Raw genomic sequence first — 17,811 nt, 5'->3', positions numbered from 1 at the left:
ATTCAATGAGCCGCTCCGCCGTTCTGGTGGATGCTGACTGGGTCGAGGCCAATCTCGACACCGATGGCATCGTCCTCGTCGAGGTCGACGAGGACACCAGTGCCTACGACAAGGGCCACATCCGTGGCGCCGTGAAGATCGACTGGAGGCAGGACCTCCAGGACCCGGTCCGCCGTGACTTCGTGGACCGTGAGGGTTTCCAGGCGCTCCTCTCCTCCAGGGGCATCGCCAACGACGACACCGTGGTCCTCTACGGCGGCAACAACAACTGGTTCGCCGCCTACGCCTACTGGTACTTCAAGCTCTACGGCCACCACAACGTCAAGCTCCTCGACGGCGGCCGCAAGAAGTGGGAGCTCGACTCCCGCGAGCTGGTCAAGGACGTTCCCGCGCGCCCGGTGACGAGCTACCAGGCCACGGAGCAGGACCTTTCCCTGCGCGCCTTCCGCGACGACGTCCTCGCCGCGATCGGCAAGCTCAACCTGGTCGACGTGCGCTCACCCGACGAGTTCACCGGCAAGCTGCTCGCCCCCGCGCACGTCCCGCAGGAGGCGGCGCAGCGCGGCGGCCACGTGCCGACCGCCCGCAGCATCCCGTGGTCCAAGGCGGCCAACGACGACGGCACCTTCAAGTCCGACGAGGAGCTGAAGGCCATCTACGAGGGCGCGGGTGTCGACTTCGCCAAGGACACCATCGCCTACTGCCGCATCGGCGAGCGTTCGGCGCACACGTGGTTCGTGCTGCACGAGCTCCTCGACCAGGCCAGTGTCAAGAACTACGACGGTTCGTGGACCGAGTACGGCTCGCTCGTGGGCGTGCCGATCGAGCTGGGAGAGGCACGATAATGACCACTCAGGGTTGCGCTGCTCCGGAGCAGACGATTGCTCTTCCGGCCGGGATCGACCTGTCGACCCAGGCCGTCATCCAGGGCGTGGTGTCCGGCACGGGCACGGCGTACGCCCGCCTGCTGGACCACTCCGGCGAGTTCACCGGCGAGGTCGTGGTGTCCGACGAGGGCATCTTCCGCTTCTTCGCCGCTCCCGGTGACTGGACCGTCCGCATCATCGCGGGCGGCGGCTTCACCAAGGACATCCAGACCCAGGCCCGCCTGGGCGAGGTCACCCAGCTCGCCGTGGCTGTCTGACTCGAAAGTAACGGCCGAGGGCCGGCATCCCGTTTCGCGGGTGCCGGCCCTCGGCCGTCTCCGGGAGGTCCCTACGGGACCCGGCTCTCGACGCGTTGGAGCGCGTCGGCGTAGCCGGGGTCGGCGGACATGGCCGCCGCCAGCCGGAGGTGCGGCAACGCCTCGGCGTGACGGTTGGCCCGCTCCAGGGTCCTGCCGAGCAGGAACCTGACGTAGTGGTCGCCGGGCGCCCGGTCGAGCAGTGACTCCAGGGTCTCCCGCGCCCGGCCGAGCTGGGCCGAGCCGAAGTAGGCGCGGGCGGCCAGCAGCCGGACGGCGGGGTCGTCGCCGTGGTCGGCCAGCAGCGGCTCCAGCGTCCGCAGCGCGCCGAGAGGGTCCCGGACGTCCAGCAGAGACTCGGCCTGACGCAGCAGTCTGACCTCGTCGGGGAGCTCGCGCTCGGGCGCGGCCTGCCGCAGGAGGTCCGCCAGGGCCTCCGGCGACTGCGCGCCCGCGACGGCCGTGCCGCCTGCGACATAGGTCGGCGAGGTGGCCACGCCGATGGCCTTGCCGCGCAGGAGCTGGGAACGGACCTCGCCCACTCCCTCCCCGGCGTCGAGCGCCTCGGCCATGCCGTCCAGCCCCGCCTCGGCGGCGAGCGCCACCAGGGTGGCCCGGTCGCCGATGTCGGAGGCCTCGACGAAGTGGGCGCGCAGGATCCGCTCTACGACGGCGTCCTGCAGGGCAGAACCGCCCCGCTGGTGGGCGAGGGCGATCACCCGATGGGCGTCGAATGTGTTGGGACGCCAGACGGCGCCCCAGGGCGGGCCGAGTCCCTCCTCGGCCGCGATGGCGGAGACGCGGACCCGGTTCTCCGCCGGGGTCAGGTCGGGGTGGCAGGTCTGCAGGGCTCCGTCGGCGATCGGGCCGCGCAGCGCCTCGTACAGCGGCTCGGCCGTGGCCGGAGCCATCGGGTCGATCTGGAAGGGGCGCCAGACGATCTCCACGTCCTCGCCGAACCCGGCCTTCTCCAGGCGTCGCTTGCCGATGTAGGCCCAGGCGCAGACCATGTCGGCCCAGACTTCGATGCGCTTCATGACCGCTACAACAAACGACACCTGTCGTTTATTCGACAGATGTCGCTTAATCTTGGCCGTATGACCGAAGACGATCCGCGAGTCCGCCGGACCCGCACCCGGCTGCGCACCGCCGTCCTGGAGCTCGCCGCCGAGCGCGACCCCGATTCGATCACGGTCGCCGAGATCGCCCAGCGGGCCGAGGTCAACCGGGCCACGGTCTACGTCCACTACCGCGACCGCGACGACCTGGTGCTGGACGCGATGGAGGCCGCCATCGGCGAGCTGGCCGCCGAGGCCGCCCGCTGCCCTTACCGGGAGGCCGGTCCGGTCCCGGCGTCGCTGGTCGCCCTGTTCGAGCACGTCGGCGCACGGGCTCCGCTGTACCGGCGGATGCTCGGGCCGTACGGCAGCGCCCGCTTCTGCGCCCGCCTGCGTGAGGCGCTGGTCGCGGAGCTGCGCGGCCCGTTCGCGGCGGGCTCCCGGCCCCCAGGCCACGACGGCGTGCCGCCGGAGGTCCACGCCCACTACCTGGCGGGTGCGCTCGTCGGTGTGGTCACCTGCTGGCTGGAGGAACACCCGCCCCGCCCGGCCGGGGAGATCGCGGCGTTCACCTGGAGCCTGATCCGCTGAGTCCGGCCGTGGGGGGACCGCCGGTGACCCTCTGGCTGTCTGTCCGGCTGTTCCGTCCGCCCGGCCGTTCCGTGCTGAGGGTGGGGGAGAAGTGGACGCCCTGACGGCCGAATTGCCGTGGTGTTTCGCTGTGGCCGGTGAGGGTGGATCGCTACGATTCATCGGGTGTCCGGAACGTCTGTTATGCCCCCGACCCCGTCCCCGCCGCCCACCGTTGGCCGGACGCCGGCCACGCTCACCGCGTACACGCTGCTCCCGCACATGTTCAGGATCTTCGGTTCCTGCGCGATCTCGCTGGTGCTCTGGTTCTCCGCGGGCCGGGCGGTCCGTGCCGCGCTGATGTGGGCCGGCACCGAGGTCTCCCACGGCGACCACCGGCAGGTACGGCTCGCCGTCACGATGCTGATCTTCACGTTGATCGTGCTGAACGAGCTCGTGGTCATGGTCGGCATGCTGCACTCCGTGCGCGGTGCGCTCCGGGAGATCCAGGTACGCAGGGCGGGGGACGAGGCGGACGAGAGCCTGTTCGGCGCGCTCAACCGGACCACGCTGGTGTTCGCCACGATCTATCTGGCCTGGAGATTCCATGTGGAGGACGCCCGCGAGTTCTCCTCGCTCGACATGATGAAACGCGTCGATCAGGACCTCAAGGGATCCCTGGCCGGCATCCGGGGTGAGGGGGCCACCGGGCTCATCGATCTCGACGTGCGGCTGTCCATCGCGATCGCCGTGGTGGCCTACCTGCTCAAGACGCTGTTCGGCTGGTGGCACGCCAGGGGCAAGGTCAGGGGCAGCGGCATCCTCGCCACCTTCTCCGAACTGGCCTTCGCCTTCTACAGTCTCAACGCGATGTTCGCCTTCACCTCCGCGCGAGCCGACTGGCTGTCGCAGCGGGCCGTCGTGGCCACGGTCGGCGGCTGGCTGGAGGAGATCGACGAGGCCGTTCCGGGATGGAAGGCGTTCTGGGGGTGGGCCGGCGAGGCCTGGCCGTACGTCGTGGACGCGTTGATCGAGCCCCTGACCTGGCTGACGGTCGCCGCGCTGGTCTACGGCGCGTTCGCCGAGGACACCCGGGCGGTCGTACGCGGGACCCGGCTGGACACCGTGGCCGACCGGATGGAGCGGACCCACTCGCTCACCCGCTCCACCATGACCCGGGCCACGGGAGGGCTCCAGGAGCGCTGGGTTCCGCCCGCGAACGCCTTCCGGATCGCGGTCCGCGGCGGCGCCACGCTCTTCGGCATGTTCTGCCTCTGCTACGTCGCGCTCCGGGTGGGGGCCGACTACGCCGACCGGGGGGTGCGGACGATGGTCGGCAGCGAGGCGCCCTACTTCTGGCTGGTCATCAGCCCTCCGCTGACGTTCGTCAAGGACCTGGTCGTGACGGTGCTGACCACCTGCCTGCTGGCGGCCACGTTCGACATCGCGGCAACCCGCAGCCGCGAGGCGGGCACGGCGCTCACCGCCTGAACAGCAGCACCTGGTCCTGCGGTTCGGTCACCTCGGTGCCCGCCCGCTTGAACAGCTCGTCCACGGTCTCCTCCTCCAGCGGCACCCGGATCGTGCTCGGTATGACGTTGATCTCAACCTGGCCGGCGACCGCCCTGGGCACCAGGCTGATCAGGTCGTAGTCGTAGCCGGTGCCGATCCTGTGGTCCTTGACCTCCGTGGGCAGGCCGACGTTGACGATCTCGGCCTGCCAGGTGCGGCCGTCGGGGTGCTTCACCTTGATCTCGGGGTCGCCGCGCCGGATCACTCCCTCGGTGTTCAGGGACGTCCTGGTCACTTTGATCTTCAGCCACTGCTGGTCGGGCTTTATCGGGCGCCCGCCGGGGAGGGCGTCCACCTGCTCGATCCTGACCTTCCAGGCCACGTTCATGAGCGTCCCGGTCCCTCCGGCGGCCACGGGATGGATCCGGTAGTCGGGAACGCCGCTCCGGTAGAACACGTAACCGTCCCAGGTGGGGATCCCCACGCCCAGCGCCACGGCGAGGACCAGGGCGCCGACCCGCAGTGCCGTACGGCGCCGCGGCGGTGGGGCGGCCCCGGCGGACTCCTCCCGGGGCGCGGGGGACCCGGCGGGGCTCCCGAGGATGTCGGGGGGAGGGCGTCGGGGCAGCGGGGCCGCCGGGATGGCGGGGAACGGCTGGGTCGAGGCTCCCGGAGGCTCGCTCACCGGCTTCGGCGGGGGCGGCCAGACCTGCTCGTCCGGGAACATCCGCCGGGGGCCGGGTACCCAGCCGACCTCGGGGGCGGGGCGGGTGGGCCGAGGGGTGAAGACGGGACGTCCGGGACGCCCGGGACGGATCCTCGGGGCCTTCAGACGCCGTTCCGGGGCGCCGGAAGAGACGTCCGGGGCGGCAGGCTGGGCGCCGGGTGCGGCAGGGGACTCTCCGGCGGGGCGTTCTCCGGTGGGAGCCTCACTGGGGGTGAACCAGTCGCTGCGATCCTCGTTGGGCGGACGCGGTGTGTCCGTCACTTCTTGCTCGCCAACTGGTAGACATCCTTCGCGTTCGAGATCAGGCTCTGTGCGGCGGCCTCGTCGAGGCCGAGGTCGATCTCCACCTCGGGCAGAAACGCCTCTCCTGCGAATCCGTTCCGCGGGGCGAGCACGATCCGGGAGCCCGTCAGGGCCTCGGCCGGAATCTCGAACACCGCCACGCTCTCGGCCCACCAGCCCACCTGGATGTAGGGATTGGTGATGGTCAGCGAGGAGTCGACCTTGTCGGTGGCCGTGTAGCGCCTGCCGTCCCCGGCGAGGAGAACCGGAGGGCCGAACTTCTGCGGCTCCCGGTTGGCCGTCGCCCCCACATCGGCGATCAGGAAGATCCCGGAGGTGGTGGCCCTCTGCACCCTGTCGCCCGGATCCGTCGTCTCGATGGTCCTGGCGGCCCGGATGGCCTTCACCCGGGCGGAGAACCGGGAGGCGGCGACCTCGTCTCCCAGCCTCCCGGTCCAGGTCAGATGGGCCGTCCTCTCCTGCCGGTCCAGGCCAAGAGTCTGCAGGCCCACCGCCGCGACGGCCAGCGCCACGCCGGAGAGCAGGACGCCCGCCCGGCGTAACCGGCCCGGCGGCCCGGTGGCGGGGCGGCGGCCGGCCGTCTCGGTCCCGGCCGAGGTCGCGGTGCTCGTCAAACGGTCCCCCCCTGCCGGACGGGGAGAGTGACCTGTGCGGCGACCTTGGGCGGAGCGTCCTCGTCGTCGCCGTCCGCCACCAGGTTCCACTCCGGGGCGAGAATGAACCCCTCCGACATCTCGAAGGTGCCGACGTCGAGCTGGACCCTCCTTGGCGGGCGCTGTCCCTGCGGCAGTTCGTATCTGAGCACGACGGTGGACGCCATCCCCGGATGCAGCTGACTGCTGGACGCGTCCCCGGCGGGGACGGACACGGTCGGGCCGTACGGGCTCTTGATCTCCGGAACCATCTTCAGCAGGGATTTCGCGAAGGAGAAGCCGGGTGTCCCCCCCTGGCTCGGGCTTCCCACCACGGTGGTCTCAGCTCCCTGGTTCGTCACCTCCAGCACGACCTCAAGGAAACGCTTGCCCGGTCCGCCGAACAGGCCGGGCTGCACGGCCGTGCGGGACTCCACGAACGTGGTCATGAACTCGCCCTGATCCAGGCTCGACCCCGGGCCGAGCTGCTCGGGAGGTTCCTCGGGGGCTTCGTCGAAGCCACCGAGGGCCGCGGTGATTCCCAGGCCGGCGGCCATGGCCAGGGCGGCGATCGGCACCGCGACCGGGCGCCGGCGCCGGGTTCCGCCACCGGGGGGAGAGGTCATGACAAAAGATGGTAATAGCTGGCCTCCGTACCATCCGACTCATTCACCCCATAAGTGGGCGTGAACCTGGGGAAAATACAGCAGATTGACGGGAACGCTGCCCGGACAGAAGGTCTAACTCTTACGCTGTCACCGAGGCGGCGAGAGCCCAATGGCGGAGGTTCCGTGGCGGACGTGCATCCCGAGCATGCGCAGCTCCAGGCGGACCGGATCTACCTGGGCTGGCAGTATGCCCTGCTGCTCCCTGATCCGGGCCCGGCTCCCAAACGACCCTCCCCCGCGGAGGAGCCCGCCGAGCAGGTCGACCCCGAATGGGTCCGCAGGGAACGGCTCAACGAGTCCCTGCTGAACCGGCCGATGAAGATCTTCAGGGCGTTCATGACCGGGCTCGCTGTGCTGATCCTCCTCCTCGGCGTCACCGAGCTGCTGAGCTGGTCGTTCGTCGTCGTTGGGCTGGTCGCCACCGGAGGGGTGGCCGCGTTCTGCACGTACGCGATCCACCAGGGCAACCGGGTGGTCCTGCACCGGATCCGGGAACGCCAGGCGGTCGGTGACCGGCAGCGGCGCGAGCGCGACAGGGACCTCTTCCAGGCCCAGGAGGAGCATGCCGTCCGCTACCGGGAGTGGGCGGAGAAGAAGGAGCACTACGACCGCCAGCTCACCTGGTACGCGGTGACCGTGCCCGACGAGATCGACCGGATCGACGTGGCCGGAGGCACCCTGCCGGGCTGGTCGGCGCTGATCACCCTGCTCGGCGCGACCCGCCTCTACAGCGGAGGCCACCTGACCGTGCTCGACCTGTCCGAGGGGGCGATCGCCAAGGACCTGATCGAGCTGGCGCGCAGGGGCGGCGACGAGCCGCTGGTCTGGGTGCTGCCGGTGGACCTCCCCAGACTCGACCTGGGTGCCGCACTGCCCCCCGAGGCCTTCGCCGACGTGCTCGCGCACGTGGTGAGCGTCAGTGAGGAGCACCGCACGACCAGGGACCTGTCGTTCGACAACGCGATCCTGGAACGGGTCCTGGAGGTTCTCGGCGAGAACGCCACGATCAACCAGGTCACCGCCGCCCTCCGCGCCCTGGCCCAGGTCGGCGACCCGCGCGACGACCTCAGGTTCGGCCTGCTCAGCCCGGCCCAGCTGGAGCGGATCGGCACGCTGTTCGGCCGGGGCGTCAGCGACCGGGTGGTGATCGAGCGCGCCTGGGCGCTGGAGTCGCAGCTGCGCAAGCTGGAGACGCTCGGCTCGGAGGCCGTACGGCTGCCGCCCGCGCGCCTGCGGGTCGTGTCCATGGACCGCCAGGCGGGTGTGTTCGGCAACCGGGTCCTCGGCACCTACGTGGCCACCGCGCTCACCCACATCCTGCGCCAGTCAACCGCGTCCGAGCGGCCCTGGTACCACACGATCATCGTCGCGGGGGCGGACAAGCTCCGCGGTGACGTGCTCGACCGGCTGATGGACGCCTGCGAGACCTCCCGGACCGGGCTGGTGCTCACCTACCGGTCGCTCACCCCCACCGTGCGGGAACGGCTCGGCCGGGGACACGCGGCGGTGACGTTCATGCGGCTGGGCAACGCCGAGGACGCCCGGATCGCCAGCGAGCACGTCGGCACCGAGCACCGCCTGGAGCTCGCCCAGCTCACCGAGACGATCAGCGCCGCCGGGGCCGGGCTGGACGGCGGTTATGTCTCCACGGTCGGCCAGGCCGAGGAGGGCGAGGACGGGCGGGGTGTGAGCCGCGCGGACCTCAGGGAGGACATCACCTCCTCCACCGAGTGGGGCCGCCGCGCGACCAAGGCGATGGGGGACACCGAACGGGTGCTGCACCGGTCCCGGGAGTTCCTCGTCGAGCCCCACCAGCTCCAGCAGCTCCCCACCACCTCGGTGATCGTCACCGATGCCACCGCGCAGGGCCGCCGGGTCCGCCTCGCCGACGCCAACCCGGCGATACTGACCTTCCCGAAGACGACGCTGGGGGAGTTCGACGAGATCAAGGAGGTCGCGCTGGAGTGCGCGGAGGAGACCGAGGAGGCCGAGGAGGAGACCCGCGAGCCGGGCGTCTTCGCGGACGCGCCGCCGAACCTCGGCCCGCCGCCGCCCCGGCTGGACTGGCGCAGACGCCAATGAACCGTCCGTTTGTGGTAATGGCCTGGTCAATGCGGAGGTGCGATCCCCCGGGAAGGTTCGACCTTGGTTACTGGGGTGACCGGGCTCCGGGCCCCCGCCGGCCTGTACGGCGGAGCGATCCGTGAAGCGTCAACCCCCCGGCCTTGAGCCGGGACCCCTGGGTGGAGACCAAATGCAGCCAAGCGTGTCCCGTCCTCCGACCCCTCTGACCGGCCCCTGGTACCGGATCCAGGCGATCGCCGCCCCCTCGCGCAGTTCGTCGGCGGAATGGGATTTCGTCACGGTCCTGCCCGCCGTGCTCTCCACGGCCCAGCGCAACCGGCCCTTCGTGGCGGGCTGGCTCTCCCGGGGCTCCGGTGCCCCCCTGGAACTCATCACCAACGCCGGGCCGCTGACCCCGCCCCGGCCGCCCCGCAGGGCCGCCACCGAGGACGGACCGCTCCCCACCGGCCCCGAACCGCTGCTGTTCCCCAGCGGTGCCCGGGGCGTCCGGATCGGTGACGAGTGGCTCCGCGACCTGTCCGACCTGGTCTGGACCATCTGCCCGGGACGGCAGGCTCCGCCGCTCGGAGGCCGCCGCGAGCCGGACGCCGACGAGGTCAGACGGCCCACGCTCTTCGAGTCCACCCTGGTCACGCTCATGTCCCGGCCGTTCGCCTGGCTGGTCGTCGCCGAGCAGACCGATCTGCTGGACGCCGAGGTGGCGCACCTGCGGACCCAGCTCAACGTGCTGAGGCAGTACGGCGACGCCTCCGAACGCTCGCGCTACGACGCCGAGCGGGCCGAACGGCGTATGCAGGAGCTGGACGCCTTCCGCGAGGCCGGGCTCTGGAGTGTGCGGGTGCTGGCGGGTGCCGCCGGTCCCGAGGAACTGCGCCAGATCGCCCCCGTGCTGGTCGGCTCGGCCGAGATGAGCCACCACCCCTACCGCCTGCGCAGCGCGCTGTCCAGCCCGGTGCACGGCTTCGCTGATGCGCTCTCGGTGAGCCTGCAGGACCCCGCCGACGGCGCCGCCGCCCCGTTCGCGGCCACCGCGGGGGCGCTCGCCGCGCTCGCCGGGCTGCCCCGCAGGGAGGTGCCGGGGGTACGGGTGCTCGACGCCGGCTTCTTCGACGTGACCAGCGAGGCGGACGCCACCCCCGGCGGCCTGACCGTCGACCTCGGGTCGATCCTGGACGGGCAGGACAGGGCGGTCGGCTCGTTCAAAGTCCCCCTCGCCACTCTGAACCGGCACGCCTTCATCGCCGGGGCCACCGGCTCGGGCAAGTCCCAGACCGTCAGGCACCTGCTGGAGCAGCTCACCGGCGCCGGCATCCCGTGGCTGGCCATCGAGCCGGCCAAGTCGGAGTACGCCGCGATGGGCGGCCGGGTCGAGCACCTCGCCCCGGTGACCGTGATCAATCCGTCGGCCCCGGACAGTGTGCCGTTCAGCGTCAACCCGCTCGCTCCGGAGCCCGGCTACCCCGTCCAGGCCCACATCGACATGGTGCGGGCGCTGTTCATGGCGGCCTTCGACGCGGAGGAGCCGTTCCCGCAGATCATGTCGCTCGCCCTGCAGCGGGTCTACGAGGCCAACGGCTGGGACGTGGTCACCGGCTGGGCCGCTCCCGGCGCGGCCGTGCGGCCCGCCGTACCGACCCTTGAGCAGTTGCAGCGGCACGCGATGGACGTGATCAAGGAGATCGGCTACGGCAAGGAGGTCCAGGCCGACGTCGAGGGCTTCATCTCACTGCGGCTGAGGTCGCTGCGGGTCGGCTCGGCGGGCCGGTTCTTCGAGGGCGGCCACCCCGCCGACATCGGCGACCTGCTCCAGCGCAACGTGGTGTTCGCGATCGAGGACGTGGCCAACGACGAGGACAAGGCGTTCCTGATGGGCACGCTGATCATCCGGATCGTGGAACACCTGCGGATGCGGGCCAGGAAGGAGCGGAGCAGCGGGCTCCGGCACGTCATCGTGATCGAGGAGGCGCACCGGCTGCTCCGCGACCGCGGCGCCGGGCGCGCCAGCACGCACGCGGTCGAGCTCCTCGCCGGCATGCTCGCGGAGATCCGCGCGTATGGCGAGGGCATCGTGGTGGCCGAGCAGATCCCCACCAAACTGGTCTCCGACGTCGTGAAGAACACCGCGCTGAAGGTCGTGCACCGGCTCCCCGCCGAGGACGACCGGCAGCTCGTCGGTGCCGCGATGAACCTGAGCGACGAGCAGTCCCGGCAGGTCGTCTCGCTGCAGCCGGGCGTCGCGGCGGTCTTCGCCGACGGGATGGACCGGCCGCTCCGGGTCCAGGTGCCGCTGGGCGAGGACCGCGAGCACCTGATCCCCGGCCAGCTGCCCCCGATCTGCGGCCGTCGTTCCGCGGCGTGCGGCCAGGAGTGCAGGACCGGCCGGGCGTGCACGCTCGTCGAACTCCGCGAGGCCGACCTGCTCGCCGACGCGCCCGAATGGGCCTGGCTGCGCATCTGGACCGACACGCTGGTGCTGGCGTTCTGCACCGGCCGGTCCGTCCCCGGAGTGCCCCGGGTGCTGGCCGACCTGTGGGCCGAGCTCCCGATGCGGCGGCGCGAGTGCCTGCTGGCCACGGCGGTGGAACGCGGCGTGGACCGCCGGGCGTGGTCGCTGCGGACCATCAGCGACCCGGTGAAGCTGACCGAGCAGGTCGCCAGGGCCGCGACCCGGCTGCTGGGGCCCGATCGGGAGGTCGCCGAGCGGCCCGGTCCCACCTGGGTCATCCCGCAGGTCCGCTGGCTGCACGAGGTGGACCGGATCTTCCCCCACGGCCGGCCCGCGCCCAACCCGCGCGACCCCGCACCGGTCATGGAGTACGCGCTGTTCAACCGGCCGTCCAGCGCCACCGAGCTGCTCGGTCACCGTGCCAAGGCGCTGCGCCACCACCCGCTCTCCATGGAGGTGGACCGCAACCGGGCACTGGCCTGGCGGGTGATCCTCGGCGACGACGAGCACGAGGGCGTGGAACAGGACATCCTCACGGTGACGATCGGCGTCGACCCGGCCGAGCGGCTCCGCCACGTGGCCCAGATGATGGGGGCGAGCTGGATGGAGAGCGTGCTGTCCTGGCCGCACCGGTTCGTGCTGCCGTTCGACGCCGCGTCGGAGGAGCCCGCCGAACTCGCCTTCATCGAGTAGGGGGATCATCACCGTGGGGAGCCGGCCATGAGGGGGCCGCCGCGCACTCCGGGCCGAGGCGGAGCGTCGCCAGACGGGGACAGGACCCAAGCGGGGCTAGGATCTGCGGCATGAACGATTCGGCAGACCCTGCCCGGCAGCGGCCCGGCGGACCAGGCCCGGCTGCCGGGTCGTCCTGCGACAGGCCGCTAGGCGAGGAGACGGCATGACTCAGCTTCCGCTGCGGGCGCAGCTCGCGAGCGCTCTCGGCCGCACGGCCGCGACCCTCTCCAGGGCGACCGGCCGAGGTGACGGATCGGTGATCGGCGGCAGGGTCGGCCTGGCGCTGGAGCCCGACCTGCTGCGCCAGCTCGCGCAGGACCGCAAGCTGGCACTGGTGAGCGCGACCAACGGCAAGACCACCACGACCCGCCTGATCACCTCCGCCCTTCAGGATCTCGGCGACGTCGCCACCAACGCCTTCGGCGCCAACATGCCCGCCGGGCACGTCTCGGCGCTGTCATCGGCCAAGCACGCCCCCTACGGCGTCCTGGAGGTCGACGAGAAATACCTGCCCGAGGTGATCAACACCACCGGCGCCGGCGTGATCGTCCTGATGAACCTCAGCCGGGACCAGATGGACCGGGCCGGTGAGATCTGGCTGCTGGCCCAGAAATGGCGCCGGGCGCTCGCCGGGAAGAACACCCACGTGATCGCCAACGCCGACGACCCGCTGGTGACCTGGGGTGCCGCCACGGCCACCCGGGTCACCTGGGTGTCGGCCGGGCAGCCGTGGAAGGAGGACTCCTGGTGCTGCCCCGAGTGCGGCGGCCCGCTGGACCGCAAGGGCATGGAGTACATCCCGCCCGGCGGCCACGTCTCGAACACGGCACCCCCTCGTACGGCCGACAACGACTGGGCCTGCCGCGAGTGCCCCTTCCGGCGGCCCGCGCCGTCCTGGGCCCTCGACGACGACGCGGTGATCGACCCGCGCGGACAGCGCTGGGTGCTGGACATCCAGCTCCCCGGCCGGGCCAACCGGGCCAACGCCGTGATCGCGCTGGCCACCGCCGAGACGTTCGGCCTGCCGATCCAGCGGGCACTGCCCCGGCTGCGCGAGGTCAGGTCCGTCGCCGGCCGCTACACCACAGTGGAGCGCGGCGGGCGGCAGGCCCGGCTGCTGCTCGCCAAGAACCCGGCCGGCTGGCTGGAGGCGTTCGACGTGCTCGACCGCTCGCTGCCGGTGATCCTGTCGGTGAACGCCCAGGGCCCCGACGGCCGCGACACCTCCTGGCTGTGGGACGTGGACTATCGCGTCCTGCGCGGCAGACCGGTCTACGTGGCCGGGGAGCGGCGGCTCGACCTCGCGCTCCGGCTCGACGTGGCGGGGGTGCCGTTCCAGCTGGTGGACTCCTTCGGGCAGGCGCTCGCCGCGCAACCACCCGGCAAGGTCGACGTGATCGCCAACTACACCGCCTTCCAGCAGATCCGATCGGAGTTCGGTCGTGCAGTCTGACAGCGCCCTGCGACTCGTCTGGATCTATCCGGACCTGTTGAGCACCTACGGGGACCAGGGCAACGTTCTGGTCCTGGAGCAGCGCGCCCAGCGCCGCGGCATCCCGGTCGAGACCGTCCACGTGCGCTCGGCCGACCCGGTTCCCGAGGGTGGTGACATCTACCTGATCGGCGGCGGCGAGGACCGGCCGCAGATCCTGGCCGCCGAGCGGTTGCGCCGCGACGGCGGCCTGCACCGGGCCATCGCGCGCGGCGCCGCCCTGCTGGCCGTCTGCGCGGGTTACCAGATCATGGGCACCACGTTCGGCGGAGAGGAGGGGCAGCCGGTCGGCGGCATGGGGCTGCTCGACATCTCCAGCGGCCGAGGCGCGGGCCGCGCGGTCGGCGAGCTGGCCGGCGAGGCCGACCCGGTGCTCGGCATCCCGATGCTGACCGGCTTCGAGAACCACATGGGGGTCACCCGGCTGGGCCCCGGCGTCCGGCCGCTGGCCCGCACGGTGGTCGGCGTCGGCAACGGCGACGGCACCGAGGGCTGCTACGCCGGCAAGATCGTCGGCACCTACCTGCACGGCCCCGCGCTCGCCCGCAACCCCGGGCTCGCCGACCTCCTGCTGAGCTGGGCGGTCGGTGCGCAGCTCCCGCCGATGGACGACTCCTGGTTCGAGCGGCTCCGTCAGGAGCGGCTGGCCGCGGTGCTGCCCGCCTGAGAGCGGGAGGACCGGACACCGACGATCAGGGCCGCACCCCGTGGGGGAGTGCGGCCCCGGCGGCCGGTGGACGGGTGCCCGGCTCGGTCAGTAGACGAGCGCCTGGACCTCTTCGCCGAGGACCTCCTCGACGAAGGTGGAGGCGCCCGCGATGCGCACACCCTCGATCACGTCGTCCACGGTGATGTCGCGCCGGGCCGCGCACTGCGTGCACAGCGTCACCCGGCCCACGGCCAGCACAGCGTCGAGCAGATCCCCGAGCGGGGCGGCGTGCGGCAGGGTGAACTCCTTCGCCCGGCCGGGCAGGGCGAACCACGATGACTCGCCGGTCAGCCAGAGAGAGACGGGGACCCCGCTCGCCAATGCCGCCGCGGCCACCGTGAACGCCTGGTTACAGCGCTCGGGTGAGTCCTCGCCGGCGGTCACCTTGATCACCAATGATCGTGCCATGCCTGCAGCCTATGCGGGTCAGCGCCACGTGCGCGAGCCGTGCCGGGACGGCCCTAGGCTCGGATCCATGGACGTTCCCGAGCTGCATTCCGACCTTGAGCCGATCGCCTTCCTCGTGGGCCGGTGGGAAGGTGCCGGAGTGGGCGGATACCCGACGATCGAAAGTTTCAACTTCGGCCAGGAGATCATCTTCGGTCACAACGGCAAGCCCTTCCTGACCTATACCAGTCGCACCTGGCTGCTCGACGAGGCGGGCAACAGGGTCCGCCCGCTGGGCACCGAGACCGGTTTCTGGCGCCAGCTGCCCGGCCGCCAGCTGGAGGTGTGCCTGTCGCATCCGACCGGCATCGTGGAGATCTACGTCGGTGAGGTGGTCTTCAACAAGATCGAGCTTCACACCGACGTGGTCGCCCGCACCGCCACCGCCAAGGAGTACACCGGCGGCCACCGCCTCTACGGCCTGGTCAACGGCAACCTGATGTGGGCCTACGACATGGCGGCCGCGGGGCAGTCGCTCCAGTCGCACATCTCCGCCGAGCTCAAGCGGGTGGGCGACTTCGTGCCGGGAGTGGACTGACTGTCATCTGGGGGGAGCGGGGAGGCGCCCCGGAAAAGGGAAGAACCCCGGGCCTGCTCCTCCCGCTGTGCGGGAGGGCCAGATGGACCTGGGGCGGGATGGCCCGCCCTCTGGCAACCCGGGGTTCCGGTGATTGTCGTGGATTCGCCGAACGTCGCCAGACGTCCGGACAGAGTCCGGAGTCGCGGCGTCCTAGCGGACAGCCACCTCGCTAGCCCAACTATGATCAACCATTGTTCGGACCACCTCCTTTCGGCGTGTCTGTACACTACGAAACCGCCGACGGCCGGAGCAAGTAAATATTCACGAGCCTCGCATCCTGCTCTGCCCACCCGTTCGCTGAGAGCCGATGGGAACAGAACGGGAACCCCCTGCCAGCGATCATGCTTTCTGGGCTTTTGGGTATTTTGACATAGGTATACGGCAGTACTTATTCTGTAGGCGTGCCCGTCTCCAGCGCGTCCGTTCAGGACATCGACCGCGTAGCCTCCGCGCTCGTGGTGAGCATGCCCGCGCTGCACAGGGCTCTTGATCGGCGGGTCGACCGGGAGTTCCCACATCCCAGGCTTCCGGAGGGCCAGCTCGCGCTGCTGTGGCTCACCGAGGAGTATGAGGGGATCACGGTCCGCGAGGCCGCCGACGCGCTGCTGATGAAGCCGAACAACGTCAGTGCCCTTGTCTCCCAGCTCACCGAGCTGGGACTGCTGGAGCGCAGGCAGGACGCCGTTGACAGGCGAGTCGCCCATCTGCACCCGACGGCCACGGCCCGGCAGCAACTCGCCGAGGTCCGACGGCTCAAGGAAACCCACGTGGCGCACGCGCTGCGCACCCTCACCGACGGGGAGCTGGGTGCCCTCGGCTCGGCCCTGGGCGCGTTGATGTCGCTGACCCGGCATCTCTACCCCGCCACCGACTGATTCCACGTCTGCTTTCCGGACAACGGCTCGGTCCGCGTGCGCGTACGGATTGCGCACGCGGACCGAGCCGTTGTCCGACGGCGGTTTCCGCAGCTGTGGCTGAACGTTCCCGCATGCTCACGGCTGCGTCGTAGTTCACAGCTCGCCTTTTCGAAGTCTCGAAGTTCTCTCACAGACAAGGCATCTCCTTGCCCTCCGACACCCTGAAGCACTCCGCCGTGCCCGCGCCCTCCCCGCCGGGCACCCCACAGGGCCGGCGTTCCAACCCTTGGCTGACGCTGATCGCCGTCGCGATCGGCCTTTTCATGGTCAACCTCGACGCGTCCGTGGTGTCGATCGCGAACCCCGAGATCGGCCGGGACCTGAACGCGTCCACAGCCGGCCTGCAGTGGGTCACCAACGCCTATCTCATCGCGATGGCCGCCGCCCTGATCCTGGGTGGCAAGCTCGGTGACCGCTTCGGGCGGCGCATGTACTACATGATCGGTACCGCCGGGTTCACCCTCGCCTCGATCGCGATCGGTATGTCCGGATCGATCGAGGGCGTCATCGCCTTCCGCGCGTTGCAGGGCTTCTTCGCCGCGCTGCTGATTCCGAACACGCTCGGCCTGCTGCGCGCGGTCTTCCCGCCAAAGAAGTTCGGTATGGCGGTGGGTCTGTGGGCCATGGTGGCGTCCTGCTCCACCGCGCTCGGACCGATCGTCGGCGGGCTGCTCGTCGAGCACGTCAACTGGGAGTCCGTCTTCTACATCAACGCCCCCATCGGCGTCATCGTCCTCGCCGTCAGCGCGCTCGTGCTGCCGCAGAGCAAGGATTCCACGGGCCACCACCGCTTCGACATCCCCGGCGTGATCTTGCTCGCGCTCGGCATGGTGGCTCTGGTCTTCGGCGTGGTCAAGGGCGAGACCTGGGGCTGGACCTCCGCGGGAACGCTGGGCGCCCTTGTTGTGGGCATCGTCATCCTGGTGGCCTTCGGCTGGTACGAGACCCGCATCAAGCATCCGTTGCTGCCGATGCGGCTGTTCCGCAGCCCGTCGCTGACCATCGGCACGATCGTCACCGCTGTCAACTTCTTCGTGCTGCTCGGCGTGATCTTCTTCCTGATGTTGTACTTGCAGAACGTACGCGGCTTCACGCCTGTCGAGGCGGGCGTGCGCACCCTGCCGCTGAGCCTGGCCACCGTGGTCGCGTCGCCGCTGGGCGCGGCACTGACCGGGCGGTTCGGCCCGCGCCTGTCCATGCCGATCGGCATGCTGCTTCAGGCCGGCGCGTCCTTCTGGATGCTGACGTGGGACGCGCATTCCTCGTACGCCGCGATGTGGCCGCCGTTCCTCGCGCTCGGCTTGGGCGTCGGCATGGTGATGTCCGCCTCCTCCGACGCGATCGTCGGCAACGCGCCGACCAAGGACGCCGGTGTCGCGGGCGGCCTGCAGTCCACGGCGCTGCAGATCGGCGGGGCGCTCGGCACGTCCGTGCTGATCTCCCTGATCAGCAGCCGAGTGGGCTCGACGCTCACTGGCGAGCTGACCGATGCCGGGGTTCCGGCCTCTGTGGCAGGCGGCTTCGAGAAGGCCCAGGACGCGGTGGCGATGGGCATTTCACCGGTCGTGGATGGCATGGCCGCGCAGTTGAAGGCCGCCGTCATCGAGGGCAGCGGCAGCGCGTTCATGAACGGCGTGCACTCAGCCGTGCTAGTGACCGGCGTGCTGTGCGTCATGGGTGCGCTCCTGGCCGCGGTCGGCCTACGGCACACTCCCCAGGCCGCATCTCGTTGAGGATCAGCGGCCGG

At 70.8% G+C, this 17,811-nt stretch carries 16 protein-coding genes; 11 read left to right on the top strand and 5 right to left on the bottom strand.

Going from position 1 to position 17,811, the window contains the following annotated elements; all coding sequences use genetic code 11:
* The first annotated feature begins 5 nt into the window (after nucleotides 1-5).
* The gene (locus ACIN94_RS13375; RefSeq protein WP_400704301.1) at nucleotides 6-845 is read left to right on the top strand and encodes a sulfurtransferase; all 840 of its coding nucleotides are present in this window, start codon (nucleotides 6-8) and stop codon (nucleotides 843-845) included.
* Entirely contained in the window at nucleotides 845-1,144 is a 300-nt protein-coding gene (locus ACIN94_RS13370) for a DUF1416 domain-containing protein (RefSeq protein ID WP_400704298.1), read from the top strand. Before ACIN94_RS13375 ends, ACIN94_RS13370 begins: the two co-directional genes overlap by 1 nt.
* 71 nt (nucleotides 1,145-1,215) lie before the next feature.
* On the opposite strand, the gene ACIN94_RS13365 is transcribed toward ACIN94_RS13370, so the two are convergent.
* The gene (locus ACIN94_RS13365; protein WP_400704295.1) at nucleotides 1,216-2,220 is read right to left on the bottom strand and encodes a DsbA family protein; all 1,005 of its coding nucleotides are present in this window, start codon (nucleotides 2,218-2,220) and stop codon (nucleotides 1,216-1,218) included.
* Between the two features lie 60 nt (nucleotides 2,221-2,280).
* Here ACIN94_RS13365 and ACIN94_RS13360 point away from each other — a divergent pair, with 60 nt between their 5' ends.
* Together ACIN94_RS13360 and ACIN94_RS13355 are read left to right on the top strand one after the other, a co-directional pair.
* A complete protein-coding gene (locus ACIN94_RS13360) occupies nucleotides 2,281-2,832 on the top strand; it encodes a TetR/AcrR family transcriptional regulator (RefSeq protein ID WP_184755315.1) in 552 nt (183 codons plus the stop codon).
* A gap of 183 nt (nucleotides 2,833-3,015) precedes the next feature.
* Complete coding sequence (locus ACIN94_RS13355; RefSeq protein ID WP_400704290.1) at nucleotides 3,016-4,302, top strand: hypothetical protein; 1,287 nt, start codon at nucleotides 3,016-3,018, stop codon at nucleotides 4,300-4,302.
* On the opposite strand, the gene ACIN94_RS13350 is transcribed toward ACIN94_RS13355, so the two are convergent.
* From ACIN94_RS13350 to ACIN94_RS13340, 3 genes are read right to left on the bottom strand one after another with little or no spacing between them, the layout of a single operon-like run.
* Nucleotides 4,292-5,311 carry a hypothetical protein gene (locus ACIN94_RS13350; RefSeq protein ID WP_400704287.1) on the bottom strand — a complete coding sequence of 340 codons (1,020 nt, stop codon included), beginning with the start codon at nucleotides 5,309-5,311 and terminating at the stop codon, nucleotides 4,292-4,294. The genes ACIN94_RS13355 and ACIN94_RS13350 overlap by 11 nt on opposite strands.
* Nucleotides 5,308-5,967, bottom strand: a complete 660-nt coding sequence (locus tag ACIN94_RS13345) for a hypothetical protein (protein WP_400704284.1) — start codon at nucleotides 5,965-5,967, stop codon at nucleotides 5,308-5,310. The genes ACIN94_RS13350 and ACIN94_RS13345 overlap by 4 nt, the downstream gene beginning before the upstream one ends.
* Nucleotides 5,964-6,611, bottom strand: coding sequence for a hypothetical protein (locus ACIN94_RS13340; protein WP_400704281.1), 648 nt, complete (start codon nucleotides 6,609-6,611; stop codon nucleotides 5,964-5,966). The genes ACIN94_RS13345 and ACIN94_RS13340 overlap by 4 nt, the downstream gene beginning before the upstream one ends.
* 165 nt (nucleotides 6,612-6,776) lie before the next feature.
* On the opposite strand from ACIN94_RS13340, the gene ACIN94_RS13335 reads away from it, so the two are divergent.
* From ACIN94_RS13335 to ACIN94_RS13320, 4 genes are all read left to right on the top strand, one after another.
* Nucleotides 6,777-8,735, top strand: coding sequence for a hypothetical protein (locus ACIN94_RS13335; RefSeq protein ID WP_400704278.1), 1,959 nt, complete (start codon nucleotides 6,777-6,779; stop codon nucleotides 8,733-8,735).
* Nucleotides 8,736-8,907: 172 nt separating this feature from the next.
* Nucleotides 8,908-11,877, top strand: a complete 2,970-nt coding sequence (locus tag ACIN94_RS13330; protein WP_400704275.1) for an ATP-binding protein — start codon at nucleotides 8,908-8,910, stop codon at nucleotides 11,875-11,877.
* Between the two features lie 205 nt (nucleotides 11,878-12,082).
* Nucleotides 12,083-13,372, top strand: a complete 1,290-nt coding sequence (locus ACIN94_RS13325; protein WP_400704272.1) for a MurT ligase domain-containing protein — start codon at nucleotides 12,083-12,085, stop codon at nucleotides 13,370-13,372.
* Nucleotides 13,362-14,078, top strand: coding sequence for a type 1 glutamine amidotransferase (locus ACIN94_RS13320; protein WP_400704269.1), 717 nt, complete (start codon nucleotides 13,362-13,364; stop codon nucleotides 14,076-14,078). The genes ACIN94_RS13325 and ACIN94_RS13320 overlap by 11 nt, the downstream gene beginning before the upstream one ends.
* Nucleotides 14,079-14,165: 87 nt before the next feature.
* Here the strand turns inward: ACIN94_RS13320 and ACIN94_RS13315 are convergent, their stop codons facing one another.
* Entirely contained in the window at nucleotides 14,166-14,528 is a 363-nt protein-coding gene (locus tag ACIN94_RS13315; protein ID WP_400704266.1) for a DsrE family protein, read from the bottom strand.
* Nucleotides 14,529-14,595: 67 nt separating this feature from the next.
* Here ACIN94_RS13315 and ACIN94_RS13310 point away from each other — a divergent pair, with 67 nt between their 5' ends.
* From ACIN94_RS13310 to ACIN94_RS13300, 3 genes are all read left to right on the top strand, one after another.
* Nucleotides 14,596-15,105, top strand: a complete 510-nt coding sequence (locus tag ACIN94_RS13310) for an FABP family protein (RefSeq protein ID WP_400704263.1) — start codon at nucleotides 14,596-14,598, stop codon at nucleotides 15,103-15,105.
* Nucleotides 15,106-15,548: 443 nt separating this feature from the next.
* A complete protein-coding gene (locus tag ACIN94_RS13305) occupies nucleotides 15,549-16,022 on the top strand; it encodes a MarR family winged helix-turn-helix transcriptional regulator (protein WP_400704260.1) in 474 nt (157 codons plus the stop codon).
* Nucleotides 16,023-16,210: 188 nt separating this feature from the next.
* On the top strand, nucleotides 16,211-17,797 hold the full coding sequence (locus tag ACIN94_RS13300) for a DHA2 family efflux MFS transporter permease subunit (RefSeq protein WP_400704257.1): 1,587 nt from the start codon (nucleotides 16,211-16,213) through the stop codon (nucleotides 17,795-17,797).
* Nucleotides 17,798-17,811: the final 14 nt, after the last annotated feature.

This window comes from Streptosporangium sp. NPDC087985 (assembly GCF_044741965.1).
Classification (GTDB): domain Bacteria; phylum Actinomycetota; class Actinomycetes; order Streptosporangiales; family Streptosporangiaceae; genus Streptosporangium.
This window is presented reverse-complemented; position numbering and strand designations above follow the sequence as displayed.